The sequence below is a fragment of the Hydrogenophaga palleronii genome, assembly GCF_031457455.1.
Taxonomy (GTDB): domain Bacteria; phylum Pseudomonadota; class Gammaproteobacteria; order Burkholderiales; family Burkholderiaceae_C; genus Hydrogenophaga; species Hydrogenophaga palleronii_A.
In genome coordinates, this window is sequence record NZ_JAVDWU010000004.1 from 515,525 (window position 1) to 534,763 (window position 19,239).

Genomic DNA, 19,239 nt, shown 5'->3' on the forward strand with positions numbered 1-19,239 from the left:
CGGTGGGTCAGCGCTCCTGCGCGAGAATGGGCCACCATGAAACTGCGCTCGCTCGCCGAACTCAAGATGTTGCAGAAGGTGATCGCCCAGCGGGCGGCCGCCGAGGCTGCTGCGCAGGAGGCTGAGCGCAGGCGTCTGATTCGGCTGGACCGGGAGAAGCGGCTGTTTGAACTGGCCGTGGGCCCTGTGCAGCCGCTGGTCACTGCTCGGCGTGTGCATCACCCGCCCAGGCCTGTGGACCCTTCGCCCCGCCAGCGCCAGCTGGACGAAGCGTCCGTGATGCGCGAGGCGCTGTCTGACGATTTCGACGTTGAAACCCTGCTGCATACCGATGAAGCCCTGAGCTACCGCCGCCCGGGTCTGGGGCCGGATCTGGCGCGCAAGCTGCGTGAAGGACATTGGAGCATCCAGCGTCAGATCGACCTGCACGGCCTTCGCACGGACGAGGCCCGCGAGGCCTTGGGCCGGTTCGTGCGTGAGGCGCATCAGCAGGGGCTGCGCTGCGTCCGGGTGGTGCACGGTAAAGGCCTGGGCTCACCCGGTCGCGCGCCGGTGCTCAAAGGCCGTGTGCTGCGCTGGCTGGTGCAGAAAAAGGAAGTGATGGCCTTTGTGCAGGCGCGGCCCGCCGAGGGCGGGGCCGGCGCGCTTGTCGTTCTGTTGAGGTGACGCCCTCACTCCAAGGCACAGGCTTAACGCATGAGGTGGCCCATTCCAGGGGTATCGCGGAACTGGCTTTGCCAGGCCGCTGATACCGCCCCCCTCCCAGGGGGGTGACGCCGAAGGCGGCGCGGGGGGCCATCTCAGATTCGCGGCGTCAGGCGCATCTCGTTCTGCACGATCTGGATGTCGAACCGCGACAGAAAGCTCTGCCCCAGCAAGGCCTCGTCCTCGTCCAGCCCCACCAGACCCACAGCCACCACGGCGGGCACGGACCCCAGGTGGCTTGCCCGCACCGGCACATTGCGCAGCATGCGCCCAGGCAAGGCGCCGTTGGCGGTCTGCAGCGTGATGGCCACTCCGCCAGACAACCCAGCCTTTTGTGCAAATGCCTCACTGACCGCGACGCTGCTGGCGCCGGTGTCCACCAGAAACATCACCGCCTGTCCATTGACCTCGCCAGTCACCCTGAAGTGTCCGTCGCGCCCGCGCGGAATGACCAGTTCGCCCTGGTCGCCCGCGTGGGCCACATAGGCTGCTTCCTGTCGCTGTTCGACATAAGAAAACCCCATATAGAGAAGCCCCAGCATGGCCACCCAGAACGCCAGGATGGCGATCGAACCACGGCGCGTGGTGCGCAGCACGCTGTCGTCGGTCTCCGGCACAGACATTCAGGGGCTCCCGGGGGTGTTCCGCATCCAGTCCGCCGTCTGGAAGAAGCTGGTCTTCAAGCGTTCACGCAAGGCCGGGTCCACGCCGGTCTCGCCCATGGCCTGGTCCATGCAGGCCAGCCACTGGTCTCGCTCGACGATGCCGATGGCAAACGGCATGTGACGCATGCGCAGGCGCGGGTGGCCGAAGCGTTCGGTGTAGTGCTGCGGACCGCCCAGCCAGCCACACAGAAACCAGAACAGCTTCTGCCGCGCGTCGTCCAGCGTGCTGCCGTGGGCCAGGCGCAGTTCGCGGTAGCCCAGCTCAATGTCCATCAGGTCGTAGAAGCGGTCCACCAGCGCGCGCACACGCGCTTCTCCACCGATCCATTCAAAAGGGGTGGCTGGGGCTGCAGGAGCAATTGAATTTCCAGAGCTCATAAGAAGTCAGACAACGAGTGACGCGCCTCCAATCCAGAGACACCGCGAGACCGGCTTCGCCGGATCGCTGGTGTCGCCCCCTGGGGGGTGACGCCGAAGGCGGCGCGGGGGGTGTGACAAGTCTAAACAGTTGCCTTGCGCAAGGTTTCCACCACCGGCGTGCGCAGCACACTGCGCAAGCCCCACCAGCCCGCCATCAGGGCCAGCACCGCGCCAGTGAGACTGCCCGCAACGGGCACCAGTGGAGAAGCGGTCCAGGCGAATTCGAAGGCGTAGCGGGCCAGTGCCCAGCCCACCACCACGGCCACCACCGAAGCCAGGAAGCCCGCCAGCAGGCCCACACCCAGCAGTTCGATGCGCTGGACCTGCCGCAACAACGCCGAGCTGGCGCCCACGGCGCGCAGGATGGCGAACTCGCGCTCCCGCTCACCCCGGGTGGCGGTGATCGCCGAGAGCAGCACCACCAGGCCGGCCGCCAGAGTGAAGGCGAACAGGAACTCGATGGCGCTGATCACCTGCCCCAGCACGCGCTGCACCTGGGCGATGGTCTGGCTCATGTCCACGTTGGTGATGTTGGGGTAGTCGCGCACCAGTGTGTTGTCAAACTGGGGGTTGCCTTCGGGCGCCTTGAAGGCACTGATGTAGGACACGGGCACATCGGGCACCACGGTCTGCGGGAAGATGACAAAGAAGTTCACGCGCATGGAGCCCCAGTCGACCTCGCGCAGGCTGGTGATGCGGCCTTCGGTGACCTGGCCAGCGATGTTGAAGCCCAGGCGGTCGCCGAGCTTCAGGCCCAGCTGTTCGGCCAGCCCCGATTCCACGCTCAGGGCGTCGGCTTCGTTGTCGGTCCAGCGACCCTGCACCACCGGGTTGTGCGGCGGCAGGGTGGCGGTGTTGGAGAGGTTAAATTCCCGCTCCACCAGGCGCTGCGAGCGGTCGTCGGTGAAGTTCTCCGGGCGCACAGGTTTGCCATTGATGGTGATCAGCCGGCCTCGGATCATCGGGTACCAGTCGTAGCGCTCCACGCCAGCATCGCGCAGCGTCTGCTGGAAGGCGTCGCCCTGTTCCGGCTGCACGTTGATCACGAAGCGGTTCGGCGCGTCGGGCGGCGTGGCGTTGCGCCAGCTGGCGATCAGGTCGGTGCGCAACAGCACCAGCAGCACCAGTGCGAGCAGGCCCACAGAGAGCGCGCTGATCTGCACCACCGCATAGGCGGGGCGGGCGGAGAGCTGGCGCGTGGCCATGACCAGGGCGCGCGGCGCGGTGGCTTCGTTCACGCTGGCCCGCAGCAGGCGCACCGCCAGGTAGCTCACCGCGGCGAAAAGCAGCACGGCCGCCGCAAACCCGCCCACGGCAATCGCGCCCAGCAGCAGGTCGCGGCTGGCCGCCAGCAGCAGTGCCGCAAAGCCTGCAATGCCCAGCCCCAGCACGCCCAGCGTGGCGGGCTTGAGCTGACCCACATCGCGGCGGATCACCCGTAGCGGAGGCACCTGAGCGAGCTGAAGCACGGGCGGTAGGCCAAAAGCCATCATCAGCGTGAGACCCATGCCCAGGCCCAGCACCACCGGGGCGATGCTGGGTGCAGGCAAGGAGGCTTCCACCAGACCGGCCAGCAAGACCACGAACACATGGTGCACCGCGTAGCCAACGGCCACGCCCACCGTGCTGGCCCCCAGGCCCACGAGTGCGAATTCCAGCGTGTAGGCGCGCGCCATGGTGCCCTGTGAAAGGCCCAGCACACGCAGCATGGCGCAGTCGTCCAGATGGCGCTGCGCAAACCCGCGCGCCGCAATGGCCACCGCCACCGCGCACAGCAAGGCCGCCAGCAGGGCCACCAGGTTGAGGAATTTTTCGGCGCGCTCCAGGGTTTGCTGCATTTCAGGCCGGCCGCCTTCGAGCGATTCCATGCGGATGCCGCGCACGCCCGGTTTGTTCACTTCGGCTTCTGCCCAGCGGGCAAATTCGGCCACCGGTGCATCGGCGCCGGCCACGGCCAGCCGGTAGTTGAGCCGGCTGGCGGGTTGCACCAGGCCGGTGGCGGCCAGGTCGGCGTCGTTGATCATCACGCGCGGAGCAAAGCTCATGAAGCCGGCGCCGCGGTCAGGTTCGATCACGATCACCCGGGCGATAGTGAAGCTGGCGTCGCCCAGCAGCAGCGGCTGGCCCATCTGCAGGTTCAACTGCACCAGCAGCGCCGCGTCCACCCAGGCGGTGCCGGGGGCCGGAATCTCGCTGGTGGGTTCGTCCACCGCGTCTGGCGAGCGAGAAACGCGCACCTCGCCGCGCAGCGGGTAGCCCTGACCCACGGCCTTGAGCGCCACCAAACGCGCCGATCCACCTTGCTCGTCCGGTGCCCGCCCCATGGTCGGAAAGCCCAGGGTCTGCACGGTCTGCAGGCCGAGCTCACCGGCCTTTTCCTTAAACCCCGGCGAAGGCGCGTTGTCGCTGCTGAGCACCACGTCGCCGCCGATCAGGGCCCGGGCGTCGCGGGAAAGCCCGTTCTGCAGACGGTCCGCAAAAAAACCCACCGCCGTGAGTGCCGCCACCGCCAGCGTCACGGCCAGCACCAGCAATCGCAACTCTCCGGCTCGCCAGTCGCGCACCAGCGAGGACCAGCCGAGGGTCCAGAAACGAATGGGAAGGGGGGTGGCGGGTGTGCTCATCCGGCTACCTTATCTCATTGGCAAAAGCCACATGAAATGGCAAGCCGGGAGACTGTCCTGAAAGGCAGCCATCCGGCTGCTTGCGCAATCTTCTCCCTCAAGTGTTCAGCCTCGTCTTAATAGTCCAGCCATTCAATCGGGCTGACCAGTGCATTGCCATTCACCCGCTCAATGGTCTGGGTGACCACGTCGATGTTGTTGTCGAACGAGCCGTGCGTGGCCTGCGCTGTCTTGCCTTCGCGGTTGACCGGTACGTAGGGCATCGGCACCGGGTGCAGGTTGGCGCGGGGAAAGCGGCTGAGCCAGTCCTGCAGGTGGCGAAGGTGGCTCTTGTCCCACTGATCTTCCGTGAAGTGCTGCGGATCGTGCGCGCGCTCCATGCCCAGCAGCGGCACTTTGCGCACATCGTCCAGGGCCCGGCTGACCAAGTACAGCAGCGACTTGCCGTAGAGCGTGACGGGTCCCAGCTTGAGGAGGTCGTCGTCCTTTTCCTGCTTGTCGGTCAGGTAGTGCAGATGGAGCTGCCCCGGGTCGAAGACGCTGGTGTTTTTGTCGAGGTATTTTTCGATGGCAAACGCCACCGTGCACGCCGGCGCGTAGAGCGCACAGCCAGACACCTTCACCTGGCTCGCTGCCAGCCGGTCCAGCAAGTGACCGAGCACGATGGAGCCGGCCGAGTGCCCGACCAGGTGCAACTGAAGCGGGCGATGGCCCAGTTGCACCTGCAGGCGTGCGAGGGCCTCGGCCAGCAGGGCGCTGCCGCGTCCCCGCCGGGCTGCCAATTGGGCGTTCTCGCGCATTTCTGACCACAATCCCTTGAACGCCTTGTTGGCCACCACTTCCACGCTGCGGTCGCGTGCGTCTGCCAGCAGGTCGAACAGGCCCCGGGCGCGCGCGTCGTCGTCCAGACCAAACAGCTTGCGCAACTTGTCTTCCAGCATGTGCTTCAAGGTTTCCAGCGGGCCGGTGCGCCAGGTCAGAAACAGCGGGTAGATGCCGTTGGCTTCAAAGTAGGGCGCCAGCAGGCGAATGCGCTCGATCGATTCGCCCTGGCTGTTGAGGCCGCCGTGAGCATAGATCACCATGCGCGCGCTGCCCTGCGATTGAAAGTGGTTCAGTGCGCGGTTGACCTGCGCCTGCACGAAGGCGGCTTCGCTGCCGTCAATGCCGGCGGCCAGATCGGTGACGACCACGTGGCCGTTGTTGCCTGTCACGAGCGTGTGTTCATAGGCTTTGGCGGTGGGCCAGGGCTGGTACTGCTTGTGAAGAAACGGCTTGTCGATGGGCCAGGAGTCATCGACCGGGTTGTCTTCGTTCACGGTGCTGCGCACGGCAAAGCCGATCGAACGCCCACTGCGGGTGGGCCAGCGCAAGGCAGCAATGCGTTCGGGTGACATGGCCTGTTTTTGAGGCACCCCCAGTGCAACCGCCCAGGCGTCGGTGCCGTGTACCACCCAGTCTGCGTAGGGCAGCACCGCAAACCCCCCAGCACCCCAGCGGGTGCCCCAGGAGTTCTGCACCACAAAGCCACGGTCGTTGTACCCCACCAGCGCAAAAGCGTGGCCACCCCAGGGCGAGTTCCGGCTGGCCGCCGGAATGCTCGGCAGTGCTGCTTCGTCGTGGGATTCGGGCGGGCGAGCCAGTCGCGCCACTTTGTCCCAGCCGTCGTGAACTCGGGCCGACACATAGATGGCGCCGATTTCGTTGATTGCCGCCTGCATCTCGACCACCGACTTTTTGTTCACCCGGTAGTAAACCCCGAGCGGGTGTTTCAGCGCGTCCAGCTCCCATTCGAGCTGGCCACGCGCGCCATGGTGGTCTGTGCGCCAATAGTGCATCTGGCAGACACCGTGCTTGTGAAATCCCTTGAGCGCCCCACGGCACGAAGACCCTTCGTAGGCCTCCCCCTCCCATTCGTCGTAGCGCCGGGCCAGCTCGTACAGCATGTGCGGGCTGACCTTGACCACGGCGTCGCCACCATCCTGGCCATACCGTCGGATCCAGAGCAGGTAATTGACCACGGTCGCGAGTCCGAAGCCGGTGCAGGCGCCCTCCTGTCCCTGGTCGAGCACCAGACCCGCCTGCACGTAGGCGGGCACGGCCTCTGCAAGAAAGGCCTGCGCGGGATAGTGGGTGTCCAGTGAGCGCAGCGGCGGTTCATAGCCCAGATCGCGGAAGTCGAGACGGTCCGGCCGGGCATCGAAAAGCCGCGAGGTCAGGTCGATCGGCTCGTTGGACTTGGGCTTTGTCCTGGGTTTTGGCTTTGTCTTCTTCGGTGCAGCTGTCGATGCATTGGCGCTCGCGGCGGGCACCATCTGCTTGACGCGTTTTGCACCATGCTTCATCGCCAACGCAGCCGGTGCCGGTTTCGATCGGGTTGCCATGCTTTACCCCTTGAAGAAACGCCAAGCCCAGGATGGACAGCAGCATTTCAGGCACTTTTTTACGCCTTCCGTGGCGCTGCTCCAACCCCCACAGTGAGGAGAGTGGCGAAGAACGGGTGAATCGTTGCCGACCCCTCGGGCTGAGCGCTGCTCTGGACTCTGCAGCTCCTTGTGCAAGGCTGCCAGCACAACGTAGCCGCTCCCCGGAAACACGGAGAAAAGCGTCGCGTTCTTCAGCAGGATCAATCCCAAAATCACCGAGGCAGCGAAACGCCACCGCGAAGCTAATTTCTAGCTAGCTTTCTTGCTCCCGTGCCGAGCGGTCAGTTCATTGGCCAGTTCGGCGACGCGCTCTGATCGGCGCTCTAAAATCTCCGCCAGCACTTGCTCCAAGATCTCGAATGCGTCCAAGATATCTGACCGACTGGCCGAGCCTACGTGGCTAGCAGATTGCCCAGCTACTTTAAGGACATAAGCTGAGCGCCCAACACGGCGCTCTTGGTGGAGAAATTCTTGATCGCTCCGTCCAAGTTCGGGGCGGACTTGCCCGTCGCCAAAGCGAACATGCCGAGCTACTTCATCAGCAGCTCCAATGCAACCCGAAGGCGATTTGCCGAGGCCGCACTGTCATAAAAGAAGAGGTCAAATGAGGCCAAGAGCTCTTCAAGGCTTTGTCCAGATGCGGCCGGTGGCTCTCATGTTCAGAACGGCTCAACGGGCTTGAACAAAAAGGATCGACTCATTTCCCGCCTGAGCTGGAAGCGCCCCAGGGCCTCGACGACATCAAGCTCTTTCAGAGCCCGGAAATTGGTTTCTTGCCACGGAGCACGCGACACGACGACGGATAGCAGGTACTGGTCAACAACGTGCCCAGTCCTCTTGTCGACGCGCTGCGAATAGCCCGACAGTGAAACCTCTTGCACTGTAGGGAGCAAACCGAACGCCTCGCCGATGAGCCGAAATGCGATGGAATGAACGTGCTCGGCGTACAGACGCTGCACGGCCGTCTGTCCCATCTCCTTTACTGAGAGGCGATAACCCCGCTGCGGCACGCTTGCGGTCTTGGTAGGCATGTCCTCAAACTCTGGAAGATCGACGTCAAAGGCCAGCCCTTTTCCGTTGCCCCGGACCTCGAACGACACAAGGGTCTCCCGCGGCCACACAATGTCCATCAGAGCTTCGCCGAAGAATTCCTCCATCACTTGCGGATCACCCGCCACGGCTTGGCGCACAAGTTTCTCTTTTCGGTGCTCTGCGGACTCGAACAGTTGTTTGTCAGCATCCCACTGTTCGCACGCCACTTGGTACCTTGCTTCGGCGGCCACATTCTCGGCTTCGATCTTCTTTCGTCGGCTCTTGAAAAGCTGATCTATGAAGCCTGGCACCTTGGGTGCGGCGCGCTTTGGGCGCTCAATGTCAAATGATGCGGCTACGTACTGGGGCTTCTGGGTGGGGAGCGGGGTATCCAAGTGGAGTTGCCCCAGGCCGGCAACCTGGCCATTGATCTCGTCGCACTTGGCTTGGATTTGAGCCATGATCGCTGGCCCCTGCTGTTTCTTGGCCGCAGCGACCAACGCGTCTGACGCTGGGCTTCCGTTCTCATCCTGGAAGGTGACCACGCCGTCGTCGCCAACCCCAACGGTCAGGGAGACGTTTACCGTTTTGATCGCTGGAGAAGCTCGCCCCACGGACCGTGTGGCAGGCCGCGAGGCACTCGACCCGTTTCCTGAAAGTGCGAAACGAGTGGAGAGCCCACTTCCGGGAATGCCAGCGTTAAGAAAAGTGCCTCTTTTGCCAATGCCAATCGAAGCACCGCGCGGACCAAGTGTCCAACTGATTCCACCACCGCTGAGGTTCATCTTGACCCCAGGTGCAAGCTTGAATGACTTGCGAAACCGAGTTGCCATTTCTCCTCCTTGAACTACTTGTTTGCTCGCTTGCTGCGCAGTTCCGACCGGTGATCCCATGGGGGGCGGTGGGAGCAGCATCTCGCCATAGACTTCGACGGGCTTCACGGGCCTCTCGCTCCGGCGTCGGCGTACAGCAGACGATCGGCGGGCGATTGCTCCTGATTGAGGAGCGTGGGGAACGGCGCAGCCGGCCAGCAACAGGACCAATGCAGCAGCAATCAGTTTCCCCACCCCGTCTCGTTGTGTTTCAGATTGTATTTTTCTCATTCTAGGCCAGCAGTCAGGACGCCGGGGGCAATGGAAATACATCACAAAGGCATTGGGGAGCACCAGACGGGAGGTCTGCATCTCACGCCCGAATCGCGCGACCCGGCTTCTCGCACAAAATGAGCGGGTGGTCCAGTCCTTATGCGGCGCATTGTCGTCACAAGTTAAGGTGGGTAGTGCAGCGGTAGCGGGCGGTCGGTGCTGCAAGGCGTGCTCATGCTGAATGCCACCAAGCAGCTGTTCAGCGCGGTGTCGTGCACTTGCCTGAGTGGCGGCTATTCGAGGCATTGTTGTCGTCGGACTTCGGCGACGCTAGCCGCTTTGATCTCGAAGTGATCTGGTCGCTTGGTCATCCTTTTGAGTGCCGTGGCCTCCTTGCGCTGACGGCCAGGTTGCTGTCGTGCGCCAAGTCACTGCAAACTGGTCACACAACAATGACTCTTCGCGGGCGCAGCACTGCAAGGTGGACTGGCAGAATCGAGCGAACATGAAGTAACTGAGAACACCCGGGTAGTACCGCACATCAATGACGTCTCGCAAGGGCAAAGGCACCGATAAGCCGAAAGCGAAGAGGCTATCGAACCCGGCCTCCACCGGGGGAGGCGGCACGTCCTTTGAGAATCGAGTGCAGGCGTCTCGCCTGCTTGCAATGTGCCTAGGCTCGCTCGTTCCAGGTGCGCAGGACGGGCGCATTGTCGAACTCAGGTTCCAGGCACGAATCCACGGGCACCACACGGATGACTTGGTTTGCCTCATTGAAATGGGCGACGGTCAGCGGACTCGTGCGTTGCTGCAGATGAAGCGCACGCTGACCGCGCGCGAGAAAGACAAGGCATTTGCCGAGTCCGTAGGGGCGGCTTGGACAGACTGCAACTCCGACGAGTTTGTCCGCGGCCGGGACTCCATATTCCTCATCTACGACACCGCGAGCGCCGCAGCAATGAAGGGCGCCGCCACGGTCTGCACCTGGGCTCGGTACTCGGCAACGCCGGCGGAGTTTCTCAAGAAGGTCGCGGCTGACGACTTCAGCAATCCGGCGAATCGGACCGCGCTAGCAGCTGTCAGAAAGATCGCCGAGACCTACGCAGACCGAACGATTGATGACCATGAGCTCTTTGAATTCGTCAAGCACCTGAATTGCCTGCCGCATGACCTTGATCAAGACGGGACTGCTGAACACGTCGTTCACCTGAACTCGATACGGCACGCGGCAGCGCTGGTAGGTGAGGTAGCCAACTCTCAGGAAATCTGGTCGGCGTTGGTGACCGCATGCGTGACTGCGAACGGAGTCGCTGGCACCGTCACCTTTGACAACTTGGATGTTGTCCTCGGTAGGCGCCTCAACGGCCTGTTCGCCGGTGCGCGCAACTTTCTTGCGTCACCCTTCGCAGTCGTTCCGTTGGCAAAGCAGGCGTCCAGCCGGGCTCCGGCTTCGGAAGCCGTGGCTGTTGAGCTCGCACGCCTCTCCGGGCTGGTGGAGTCCCTCAAGGAGGGCAGCCTTCAGTCGGCTGTTCAGGACCAACTGCCGGCTGCCCGTGAAGACTCCGTCAACAAGCTGATTTCGGGACAACTGGACGGGGTTCACGCGCGCATCAAAGAGCTTCGCTACCGCGACGCGCTTGAGGACTTGGTTAGAGTGGGTGAGTCCCGTGACCAGTTCGATGCGCATCAGGAGGCCCGATGGCACCTGCTGCGAGGAACGTGCAAATGGCACCTCGAGGGCGGCAAAGCGGCTGCGGTCGACTTCATTCGAGCCGCGGAACTCTACAAGGACGAGGACAAGTTTGCCGCTGCAGGTGTTCGAGGTCTGCTGTTGCAGGGCGAAGCAGCCGCGGCTGCCGCAGCGGGCGCTGAGGCCCTGAAGACCTTCCCCGAGTCACTGGCGGTGTGGCAAGTGACGGCAAATGCGCGATTGAATCTCAATGAGAAGCTCACCCTTGAGGACATTCCTTCGACGCTGAGACATGAGGCGGACGCCTTGCAGATGCTCGCGTGGAGCCGCCATCGGCACGGCGACAAGGCCGGAGCTGCGCAGGCTGCACTTCAAGCTCTTGATGCGGCTACTCCGAGCTTCTTCACACGTGACACCGCCTTGTCCTTGTGCCTGGACCGCGCCGCTGGCGACGGCGTTTCGGCAGCGTTCCGCGTGTTTGGTACCGATGAGAGGTCGGCGCTTGAGCGGTGTACCAGCGAGTTCTCACCGCGAGAAGAGCGGTTGTGGCACGTTCAGAGCCCCGGAACGGTTGCCGCCGCTGCTGCGAACCTTGCGATGGCTCACCTGCTCCTCGGACAGCCGGCTGTTGCATTGGCAGTGCTGCAAGAAGCACGCGCCCATGGAGTATCTTCGCCGGCCTTCCTGCGAGTCGAATTTGAGGGCTTGGCAGCGGCTGGCGACCGCGGCGGCGCCATCGCCATCGGCAAGCCCCAGATTGACGTCATGCCGAAAGAGGCGCTTGCGACATTTGCTCAGCTAGCGGGCGAGGCCGACGACCTTGACGCAGTGGACAGCGCGCTTGACGCGGCGAAACGGCTTGAACCCGAGCAACCCGCCTTGGTTCGGAACATCACCGGGATGCGGTGGACCGTACTGGCCAAGTCCGATGTGCAAGCGGCGCTCAAGGCCGTGCGCACCGTTGATTGGGCCATAGCCCACTCGGTACCCGAGCTAGTGGCAGGAGCGCAAGTCTTGCGAAATGCTGGCTTCCCTGACGAGGCGGTGGAGCGTATCCAACGTGCGACGGAGCTGCTACCAAAGAGCACCGAATCTGGTGACCGGTACTTGGTGGCGCAATGCCTGCTGTTCGCTCGCGAGTATGCGCAAGCCGCTACGGTATTTGAGCAAATTGCACCTCTAGGCAAGCACAGCCAGCTTCATGCTGACCTGTTGTTCTGCTACCTCCGGTCCGGACGACGCGCAAAGGCGAAGGAGCTCATTGACACGTTCCCGGCGGGCTGGGAGTCGCACGCCGACACTCGGCACATGGCCATGGAGCTCGGACAGCTTGCAGGCGACTGGAGCCTACTGGCCAAACTGGTTCCCGCCGAGTTCGACCAAGCTCCGGGCGAAGTACGAAGTTGGCTGCTGAGAGTGATGGTGGCCGCGCGCACTTCTGCTGAGAAGGTCAGTGCGGTGCTTAAAGACGCGCCATTGGAACTGTCCGGAAGCACTCAAGAGGTGACTCAGCTTGCCACGCTGGAGCTGCGACACGGGTACAAGGAACGAGCGCTGCGTCGGCTCTATGTTATGCGCCGAAAGCGGCTGGACAGCACAGAGGTCGCAGCGGCCCACGTCGTGGCACTGCTGGCAGTTACTGACGAGCTACCGCTCATGGAGGAAGAGCTGCCTAGCGTATTGCCGGGCGCCTCGGTGACCGTCACGGACAAGGAAGGCAGGGACCAAGTCTTCACGCTTGACCCGGCCGACCTTCCCGAGCTCCCGTCCACACCGGAGTTCTTGAGTGCCGCGTCGAGGGAAGCCTCCGTTGTCGCGGGCCTCGTCATAGGCGCAGAACTTGCCGTGCCTGACCCCCAGGGCGAGCCACGAGTTCTGACTGTTCGGCGCATCTGTTCGGCGTATCGCCGCTTGCTCGAACTCTCCCAGCTTGCGCTCAACGCACCTCTGGTGCCATCAACGGTTGTGCGGATGGTGATGGTTCACAACGAGAAGACTGGCGAGCCTGATTTCGGTGGACTCACTCGTCAGCTCAGGCAGTTCAGCGACCACGCCACGAGGACCCTTGATATGTACGCGTCCTCCCCAATCACTTTGGGAGGACTCGCCAAGTTGCTCGGGAGGGATGTGCTTGATGTCGTGCGCGGTTGGCGCCCGGATGGACCGGCCATTCAGGTTAGCGGAGGCAATCCGAATGAACGAGCGCAAGTCATTGAAGGCCTCAAGTCGAGCGCAGGCCCATACCTCATTGATGCCGTGACTCTCGTAGAGCTCGGGACTCTGGAGTGCCTCAATGTTCTGACAGTGGTGCCAACTCTCCTCATAACATCGCATACGCGAGATGCTTTGGAAGCGAAGCTCGCCGAAGCACAGACGGAGAGAACGGAGGGCACGGCGTTTGAGCAGGATGGAAAGCTGGGGTTTGTTGAGGTGACTGTCGAGCAGCGCCAGCGAGAGATACGCTTCCTCCAGGCTGTTGTCGAGGCCATGCGAAAGCACTGCCATGTTGTTGCTGCCTACGGAACTGACTCGATATCCAGTACCCACCGCCAGCTCGAACGCGCCATATCAACAGAGGAGTTTTCGGTAGTTCTCGCGGCGGCGGAGCACGGAGCGACATTGATTTCACAGGATGCACGATTGCGCTTCTTGGCTGCCCACCTGGGCATCCCGGGGGTGTGGCCGCAAGCCCTGCTCATGTACGCGCGAGACCTTGGCAAGCTTTCTCCAATGTCGTACTCACTGGCTACGATTCGGCAGTTGTTTGCTAACAGAACGTTCATCTCGATAGCATCCGAAGACCTCGCCTTCATGGCATACCAGGGGACCGAGTGGCTCAAGTTCGGCATGTCTCGATTTACGAGGCACCTTGCGCTGCCAGAGACGGAGTTCAACTCTGCCTTTCGGGTATCGGTGGAGTTCCTGCAGCGGCTGGCCGACGGGGGGCCGTGTCACTTTGGAGCTGTTTGCCGAATTCTTCAGCTTGTCGCAGAAGGCCTATTTCGGCACAAGGACGCGCCAAAAGACCTTGAGCGGAGGCTGTGGGAGGCAGTTCTGAGAGCCATCCCAATGGACGAAGGTGCCGTCGCCGGCGAACAGCTCCTGCGTTCAGCCGTCCAGGAGGGGCGTAAGGGGGCGCAGAAGCCCCACGCAAGGGAGCTGGGGGACGTTCAAGTCCTCATGTGCAGCGAGCCACCCTGGATTGCCTATGTGGCCGAACGGCCGAATGGCAAGGCAAACGACGTCGGCTTGCAGGCGGCGGCGGGGGGTGCATCAAAGCCAAATGACCACGCAGGTCCAACGTCTGCGTCCGATGCCGCAAACAATCCGTTTAGGTGACGAGATGCACCGCTGGCCACGTGCCCACGGGTGTTTGAAGCTGGCTTTGCTCGCCAACACCTCAGACCGGGCGTTGTTCGCTGAAAACTTGATGTCGGCCGTCTTGGAGAACCAAGGGATCAAGCCCCAGCGACCGACGACCAGTTCGCGCGAGTAGCCTGCATCGTCACGAGCGCGCCGGATGAAGGGCCCGGGCTTGCGCGGTGCCACGACACCACCGTCCCACATCAGGTGATCAGCGACCGAGGGTTGCCAGTGCTTCCGAACGCCTTCGAGCTTGGTGGATCCGTAGAGGTTGCACATGACGTAAGCATAGCGCCGCGATCTGCAGTGCTCTGGAGGTCTGAACCCGCGATCTAAATACTTGCAATTTACTGCAGATAGAGGGGGCCCCTGGCCAAACCCTCAAGGCTCGCGGGGGGCAATGACCCCGATGAACGCCTAGCCTGAAGTTTGAAACCTTGAATCGCTAAGAATTTGCAGAAGACTGCTGGTCCTTTGATGCGAGCGAACAGGTAAACGGTCTTACATCCGCCGTTACATCGCCAAACCGGCCAAAAACAGAAAGCCCCGGAAGCTACATAAAATATAGCGCCGGGGCCAGTATCTTGGCGGAGAGAGAGGGATTCGAACCCTCGGTACAGGAGAACCTGTACGCCGGATTTCGAATCCGGTGCATTCGACCACTCTGCCATCTCTCCGTGTCGAACCAGCGATTCTAGCAGCACGCAAAAGTCGCGTTTCATTCATGGCGTGTCGGGAGACGGGTGCGACAATGCCGGGTCGCCAGATCAACGCACCTCCATGCTCGTCGATACCCAGCCCGCCACGCACCAGCATTTGCCCGCTTCCCAGGAAGTGCGAGACCAATGGGTCGATGCCCAGCTCATTGGCGTCTTGATGGACAACGTCACGCCGTCGCTGATCTCAGGCCTGCTGGTGTTGCCGGTCATGGTTTACCTGATGGCTGGCGAGGTCAACAGTCTGGTGCTGGGGGGATGGGTGCTGGTGATGTTCCTGGTGCTGGCCTACCGCTACCGAATGGTCGGCATCTACCGGCTGCAGTACGACAACATGGAGGGCCCTTCACGGGTGGAGTTCATGCGGCGCTACGGCTGGACCTGGCCGGTCTCGGGTCTGTGCTGGGGAGTTTCCGTCTGGTTGACCTCCATGAACATGAGCATATCGACCCTGTTCGTGTGTGGGCTGGTGGTGTTGGGCCACGGTCTGATGTCGCTCACCTCTTTCAGCGCCTACCTCAAGGTCTTCAAGGGGTACACCAGTGCACTGCTTGGTTCGACCCTGGTGGGCATCTTGCTGCCGCTGGCCATGGGCCTGGTCAGCATGGCGGAGCTCAACCTGATGCTTTCGCTGGTGGCACTGTTGCTGATTTTTTGGTGGCTGCTGCGCTCGGCGGGCCTTCGCCTTCACCAGATTCACCGTTCCAGTTTCGAGTTGCAGTTTTCAAACCAGGAGCTGATCGACTCGCTCACCCAGCAAACCCGGGCCTCGCTCCGGGCCGTGGCCACCAAGAACCGGTTTCTGGCGTCTGCCGCGCACGACCTGCGCCAGCCGGTGCATGCGCTGAGCCTGTATGCCGACTGGCTGGCCACCGAGCCGGAGATGGCGCGCGACATCGCGCCGCGCATCCTGCAGTCCACCCGGGCGATCAATGAGTTGTTTGACTCCCTGTTTGACCTGACCCGCATCGACGCCGGCAACTACAAGGTCAAGCTTCAGCATGTGGATGTCCGGGCGCTGCTGGCCGATGTTGCGCTCCAGTTTGAACCGGTGGCAGCGGGCAAGTCGCTGAGTCTGCGCACCCACGCCAGGGCCACGACCATCTGGGCCGACCCGGTGGTGCTGCGGCGCATTCTGGGCAACCTGGTGTCGAATGCCTTGCGGCACACGCACCAGGGCGGCGTGCTGCTCGGGCTCAGGCACCGCACCGACATGCTGGTGTTCGAGGTCTGGGACACCGGTGTGGGCATCGCCAGGGAACACCAGCAGGCGATCTTCCAGGAGTTCTTCCGGGTATCCCAGCACCAGGGCACGGAAGACAGCCTGGGCCTGGGGCTGACCATCGTGTCCAAGCTGACCACGTTGATGGGCTACCAGCTGGCCCTGTCGTCCACGGCCAACAAGGGCAGCGTGTTCCGCGTGATGTTGCCGGCCTTCACCCAGACCGAAACGCCTCAGGTTCTGGCGGCCTGAAACAAATCAGGGCACCGTTGGATGGTGCCCTGACGAGAGGTGAGCCCGGCGGTGCCGGGGCGCGCAAGCGTGTTTAGAGATCCAGCAGACCGGCGGTGCGGGCCAGGTGGCTGGCTTGCGACCGGCTTTTCACGTTGAGGCGACGGAAAAGCCGCCACAGGTGCACCTTGACGGTGTGTTCGCTGATCTGGAGCTGCTCGGCGATGTCCCGGTTGGAAAGACCGCGATCCAGCATGACCAGCAACTGCTTCTGGCGCTTGGACAGCTTTTCGGGAATCGTCGGTGCGTTTTCGTCCTCGATTTCGTCGGCGAGAAACTCGCGCAGCACTTTGGCGATCTGGGCAGCGCCGGCGGACTTTTCGACGTAGGCGTCGGCACCGGCTTCACGGGCCAGGTCTTCGTAGTCCGATGCGGGAGACGCGGAGAGCACGATCAGGGAAGTGTCGGGCAGCATCTGCCTGACTTCACGAACGCCGGACACGCCGTTGGTGTCGGGCAGCTTGAGATCCAGACACACGAGCTCGGGTTCTCCGTGCTCGGCAATCGCGCGGTTGACCGATGCCAGGCGCTCAAGCTCCACGACCTGGGTGGACGAACGCAGGCGCCGCAACAGCATGACCACTGCCTCACGCATCAGCGGGTGATCATCAATGACAAAAATACTCATGGCAGGCGATGCTGTTGATAAAGGGTTTCAGAGCGAGAGCATATCGGCAAAGGAGGCATTTGGCGATAGTGTGTGGGCAGGAAATGCAGACCTTGTTTGTACTTTTTGGTTGGGCCGGGGTTGCCGCTCGGGTCTTGCAACCAGCAGCTGGCTCCATTTTCACGCAAAACAAGGCCTTGCCCGTTCAGGCGACCAAAGGATTGAAATGAGCCAGTGCCCGTTGTACATCCGCCATGGTGCCAAGCAACTTGAGTTGGGGCAGGTTGGCTTCCAGCGCCGGGACACCTGTTTGCTGCAATTGTGTAATGAGTTGTGCGGCCTCTTTGGGGGAAGCGAATCCCAGACTTTCCAGCAGCAACTCGCCATTGGCGTCGATCAGCTTGAAGCAGAACAGGCCATCGTCGGCGCGGTACTGCTTGAAACTGGGCGCAGCGGCCTTGGCGCTCTTGGGCTTGGCGGCAGCCACGGGGGCAGACTGCAAGGGGCGCAGGCCCACCGCATGGCGCAGGCGGCGGGTAAAGGGCGTGGCAATGGCGCGGGCCTTTTCGGCCCCTTGCAACAGCGTCTGTTCGATCTGGGCCGGATTCTGGATCAGGGCGTCGTACACCTCGCGCAAGGGAGCGATCTCGCGCTCCAGTCGGTCTGCCACGAGCTGCTTGGCTTCGCCCCAGGCAATGCCGTCTGCGTAGGCCCGGGCCAGTGCCGCGGTTTCTTCAGCGGTGGCAAAGGCCTGATACAGCTGGAACACCGCTGAACCTTCGGTGGATTTGGGCTCACCGGGTGCGCGCGAGTCGGTGAGGATGCCCATGATGAGCTTGCGTAACTGGTCCTTGGGGGCGAACAGCGGAATGGTGTTGTCGTAGCTCTTGCTCATCTTGCGGCCATCCAGGCCTGGCAAGGTGGCCACATGCTCTTCAATGGCGGCCTCCGGCAGGGTGAAGTGCTCGCCATACAGATGGTTGAAACTCGACGCCATATCGCGCGCCATTTCAATGTGCTGGATCTGGTCGCGTCCCACGGGCACCTGGTGAGCGTTGAACATCAGGATGTCCGCCGCCATCAGCACCGGGTACATGAACAGGCCGGCGGTCACGCCAGCGTCCGGGTCATCGCCCGCAGCGGTGTTCTTGTCCACCGAAGCCTTGTAGGCATGCGCCCGGTTGAGCACCCCCTTGCCGGTCACGCAAGTGAGCAGCCAGGTCAGCTCGGGGATCTCAGGGATGTCTGACTGGCGGTAGAAGGTTACCTTCTCGGGATCGAGCCCGCAAGCCAGCCAGGTGGCTGCAATCTCCAGCGTGGATCGCTGCACACGGGCCGGTTCGCCCACCTTGATGAGGGCGTGGTAGTCGGCCAGGAAGTAGAAGCTTTCAACCTCCGCAAGGCGGCTGGCGCGCACGGTGGGGCGAATGGCGCCCACGTAGTTGCCCAGGTGGGGCGTGCCAGAAGTGGTGATGCCGGTGAGAACGCGCAGGGTTTTCATGGAGCTGTGTTTGTCTGAATCGAAGCTGGGAAAGACGGCCTCACAGGATCAGCAGGCGCAGAGGCGTCAGCAACACCTCGATGGCACTGTGGGTGAGCACCATCAGGGGGCGCAGCCACAAGTTGCCGACAACGCCGGTGATCACGAGCGCCAGCACGATGAAGAAGCCCCAGGGTTCGACTCGAGAGACCAGTTCGGCCTGCTTCCAGGGAAGCAATCCGACCAGAATGCGCCCGCCGTCGAGGGGTGGCAGTGGAAACAGGTTGAAGGCAAACATCACAAGATTGACCAGCACACCGGCTTGGCACATCTTCAGGAAGAACACCTCTTCCACACCGGTCGCTACCAGCAGGTAGAGCAGCACCGTCCAGCCGATGGCCTGCACAAGGTTGGCACCCGGGCCTGCCAGCGCGACCCAGATCATGTCGCGCTTGGGACGGCGCAGGTTGCCAAAATTGACTGGCACGGGCTTGGCGTAGCCGAACAGGAAGGCGCCGGAGGTGGCGAAGTACAGCATCAGCGGCATCGCGATGGTGCCCACCGGGTCGATGTGCTTCATGGGGTTGAGCGTGATGCGCCCCATCATGTGTGCCGTGTTGTCGCCAAAATGGCGTGCCGCATAGCCATGGGCCGCCTCGTGCACGGTGATGGCAAACAGCACCGGAATGGCGTAGATGGCGATGGTCTGGATGATCAGTGCAAGGTCCATGGCGGGCGTGGGCAAACGGCTATTGTCCCAGACGGAACGACCGGATCAGAATGGGCGCGTTTTGGGGCGGGGATGTGTTTGCCCGGGCTCTAGGGCCTGTTCACACTATTTTTCCAAGTGCGAATGGGTTGAAAACAGCGCCAATCTAGGCGCACGACGACGGCCAGACTGGGTGTCTGGCCT

The 19,239-nt window shown here is 62.6% G+C and carries 12 protein-coding genes and 1 tRNA gene; 3 read left to right on the plus strand and 10 right to left on the minus strand.

Annotation, left to right across the window (positions count from 1 at the left end; all coding sequences use genetic code 11):
- Positions 1-36: 36 nt before the first annotated feature.
- Positions 37-666, plus strand: coding sequence for a Smr/MutS family protein (locus J2W49_RS12580; RefSeq protein WP_310316255.1), 630 nt, complete (start codon positions 37-39; stop codon positions 664-666).
- A 134-nt stretch (positions 667-800) separates the two neighbouring features.
- Here the strand turns inward: J2W49_RS12580 and J2W49_RS12585 are convergent, their stop codons facing one another.
- From J2W49_RS12585 to J2W49_RS12605, 5 genes are all read right to left on the minus strand, one after another.
- Complete coding sequence (locus J2W49_RS12585) at positions 801-1,328, minus strand: retropepsin-like aspartic protease family protein (protein ID WP_310316257.1); 528 nt, start codon at positions 1,326-1,328, stop codon at positions 801-803.
- The gene (locus J2W49_RS12590; protein ID WP_310316261.1) at positions 1,329-1,748 is read right to left on the minus strand and encodes a group II truncated hemoglobin; all 420 of its coding nucleotides are present in this window, start codon (positions 1,746-1,748) and stop codon (positions 1,329-1,331) included.
- A 122-nt stretch (positions 1,749-1,870) separates the two neighbouring features.
- The gene (locus tag J2W49_RS12595; protein ID WP_310316264.1) at positions 1,871-4,414 is read right to left on the minus strand and encodes an ABC transporter permease; all 2,544 of its coding nucleotides are present in this window, start codon (positions 4,412-4,414) and stop codon (positions 1,871-1,873) included.
- 116 nt (positions 4,415-4,530) lie between these two features.
- Entirely contained in the window at positions 4,531-6,798 is a 2,268-nt protein-coding gene (locus J2W49_RS12600) for a C1 family peptidase (protein ID WP_310316267.1), read from the minus strand.
- Between the two features lie 701 nt (positions 6,799-7,499).
- Positions 7,500-8,813, minus strand: coding sequence for a DUF4236 domain-containing protein (locus J2W49_RS12605; protein ID WP_310316270.1), 1,314 nt, complete (start codon positions 8,811-8,813; stop codon positions 7,500-7,502).
- Between the two features lie 688 nt (positions 8,814-9,501).
- On the opposite strand from J2W49_RS12605, the gene J2W49_RS12610 reads away from it, so the two are divergent.
- Positions 9,502-13,986: a tetratricopeptide repeat protein gene (locus J2W49_RS12610; RefSeq protein ID WP_310316272.1), complete on the plus strand. Its 4,485-nt coding sequence runs from the start codon at positions 9,502-9,504 to the stop codon at positions 13,984-13,986.
- Here J2W49_RS12610 and J2W49_RS12615 read toward each other — a convergent pair.
- Both J2W49_RS12615 and J2W49_RS12620 read right to left on the minus strand, forming a co-directional pair.
- Positions 13,921-14,289: an SOS response-associated peptidase family protein gene (locus J2W49_RS12615; RefSeq protein ID WP_310316274.1), complete on the minus strand. Its 369-nt coding sequence runs from the start codon at positions 14,287-14,289 to the stop codon at positions 13,921-13,923. The genes J2W49_RS12610 and J2W49_RS12615 overlap by 66 nt on opposite strands.
- Before the next feature lie 306 nt (positions 14,290-14,595).
- Positions 14,596-14,687, minus strand: a tRNA-Ser gene (locus tag J2W49_RS12620).
- A gap of 103 nt (positions 14,688-14,790) precedes the next feature.
- On the opposite strand from J2W49_RS12620, the gene J2W49_RS12625 reads away from it, so the two are divergent.
- On the plus strand, positions 14,791-16,200 hold the full coding sequence (locus J2W49_RS12625) for a sensor histidine kinase (RefSeq protein WP_310316276.1): 1,410 nt from the start codon (positions 14,791-14,793) through the stop codon (positions 16,198-16,200).
- 73 nt (positions 16,201-16,273) lie between these two features.
- Here J2W49_RS12625 and J2W49_RS12630 read toward each other — a convergent pair whose 3' ends face one another.
- The 3 genes from J2W49_RS12630 to J2W49_RS12640 all read right to left on the minus strand — a co-directional run bounded on the left by J2W49_RS12630 (position 16,274) and on the right by J2W49_RS12640 (position 19,056).
- Positions 16,274-16,867, minus strand: a complete 594-nt coding sequence (locus J2W49_RS12630; RefSeq protein WP_310316280.1) for a LuxR C-terminal-related transcriptional regulator — start codon at positions 16,865-16,867, stop codon at positions 16,274-16,276.
- Between the two features lie 184 nt (positions 16,868-17,051).
- A complete protein-coding gene (locus J2W49_RS12635) occupies positions 17,052-18,347 on the minus strand; it encodes a tryptophan--tRNA ligase (protein ID WP_310316282.1) in 1,296 nt (431 codons plus the stop codon).
- Positions 18,348-18,387: 40 nt separating this feature from the next.
- Positions 18,388-19,056: a site-2 protease family protein gene (locus tag J2W49_RS12640; RefSeq protein ID WP_310316285.1), complete on the minus strand. Its 669-nt coding sequence runs from the start codon at positions 19,054-19,056 to the stop codon at positions 18,388-18,390.
- Between the last annotated feature and the right edge of the window lie 183 nt (positions 19,057-19,239).

What these genes read in the sequence shown, in the direction of transcription:
- J2W49_RS12580 (WP_310316255.1), top strand. Translation starts at nt 37, where the DNA reads ATGAAACTGCGCTCGCTCGCCGAACTCAAGATGTTGCAGAAGGTGATC.
- J2W49_RS12585 (WP_310316257.1), bottom strand. Translation starts at nt 1,328, where the DNA reads ATGTCTGTGCCGGAGACCGACGACAGCGTGCTGCGCACCACGCGCCGT.
- J2W49_RS12590 (WP_310316261.1), bottom strand. Translation starts at nt 1,748, where the DNA reads ATGAGCTCTGGAAATTCAATTGCTCCTGCAGCCCCAGCCACCCCTTTT.
- J2W49_RS12595 (WP_310316264.1), bottom strand. Translation starts at nt 4,414, where the DNA reads ATGAGCACACCCGCCACCCCCCTTCCCATTCGTTTCTGGACCCTCGGC.
- J2W49_RS12600 (WP_310316267.1), bottom strand. Translation starts at nt 6,798, where the DNA reads ATGGCAACCCGATCGAAACCGGCACCGGCTGCGTTGGCGATGAAGCAT.
- J2W49_RS12610 (WP_310316272.1), top strand. Translation starts at nt 9,502, where the DNA reads ATGACGTCTCGCAAGGGCAAAGGCACCGATAAGCCGAAAGCGAAGAGG.
- J2W49_RS12615 (WP_310316274.1), bottom strand. Translation starts at nt 14,289, where the DNA reads ATGTGCAACCTCTACGGATCCACCAAGCTCGAAGGCGTTCGGAAGCAC.
- J2W49_RS12625 (WP_310316276.1), top strand. Translation starts at nt 14,791, where the DNA reads ATGCTCGTCGATACCCAGCCCGCCACGCACCAGCATTTGCCCGCTTCC.
- J2W49_RS12630 (WP_310316280.1), bottom strand. Translation starts at nt 16,867, where the DNA reads ATGAGTATTTTTGTCATTGATGATCACCCGCTGATGCGTGAGGCAGTG.
- J2W49_RS12635 (WP_310316282.1), bottom strand. Translation starts at nt 18,347, where the DNA reads ATGAAAACCCTGCGCGTTCTCACCGGCATCACCACTTCTGGCACGCCC.
- J2W49_RS12640 (WP_310316285.1), bottom strand. Translation starts at nt 19,056, where the DNA reads ATGGACCTTGCACTGATCATCCAGACCATCGCCATCTACGCCATTCCG.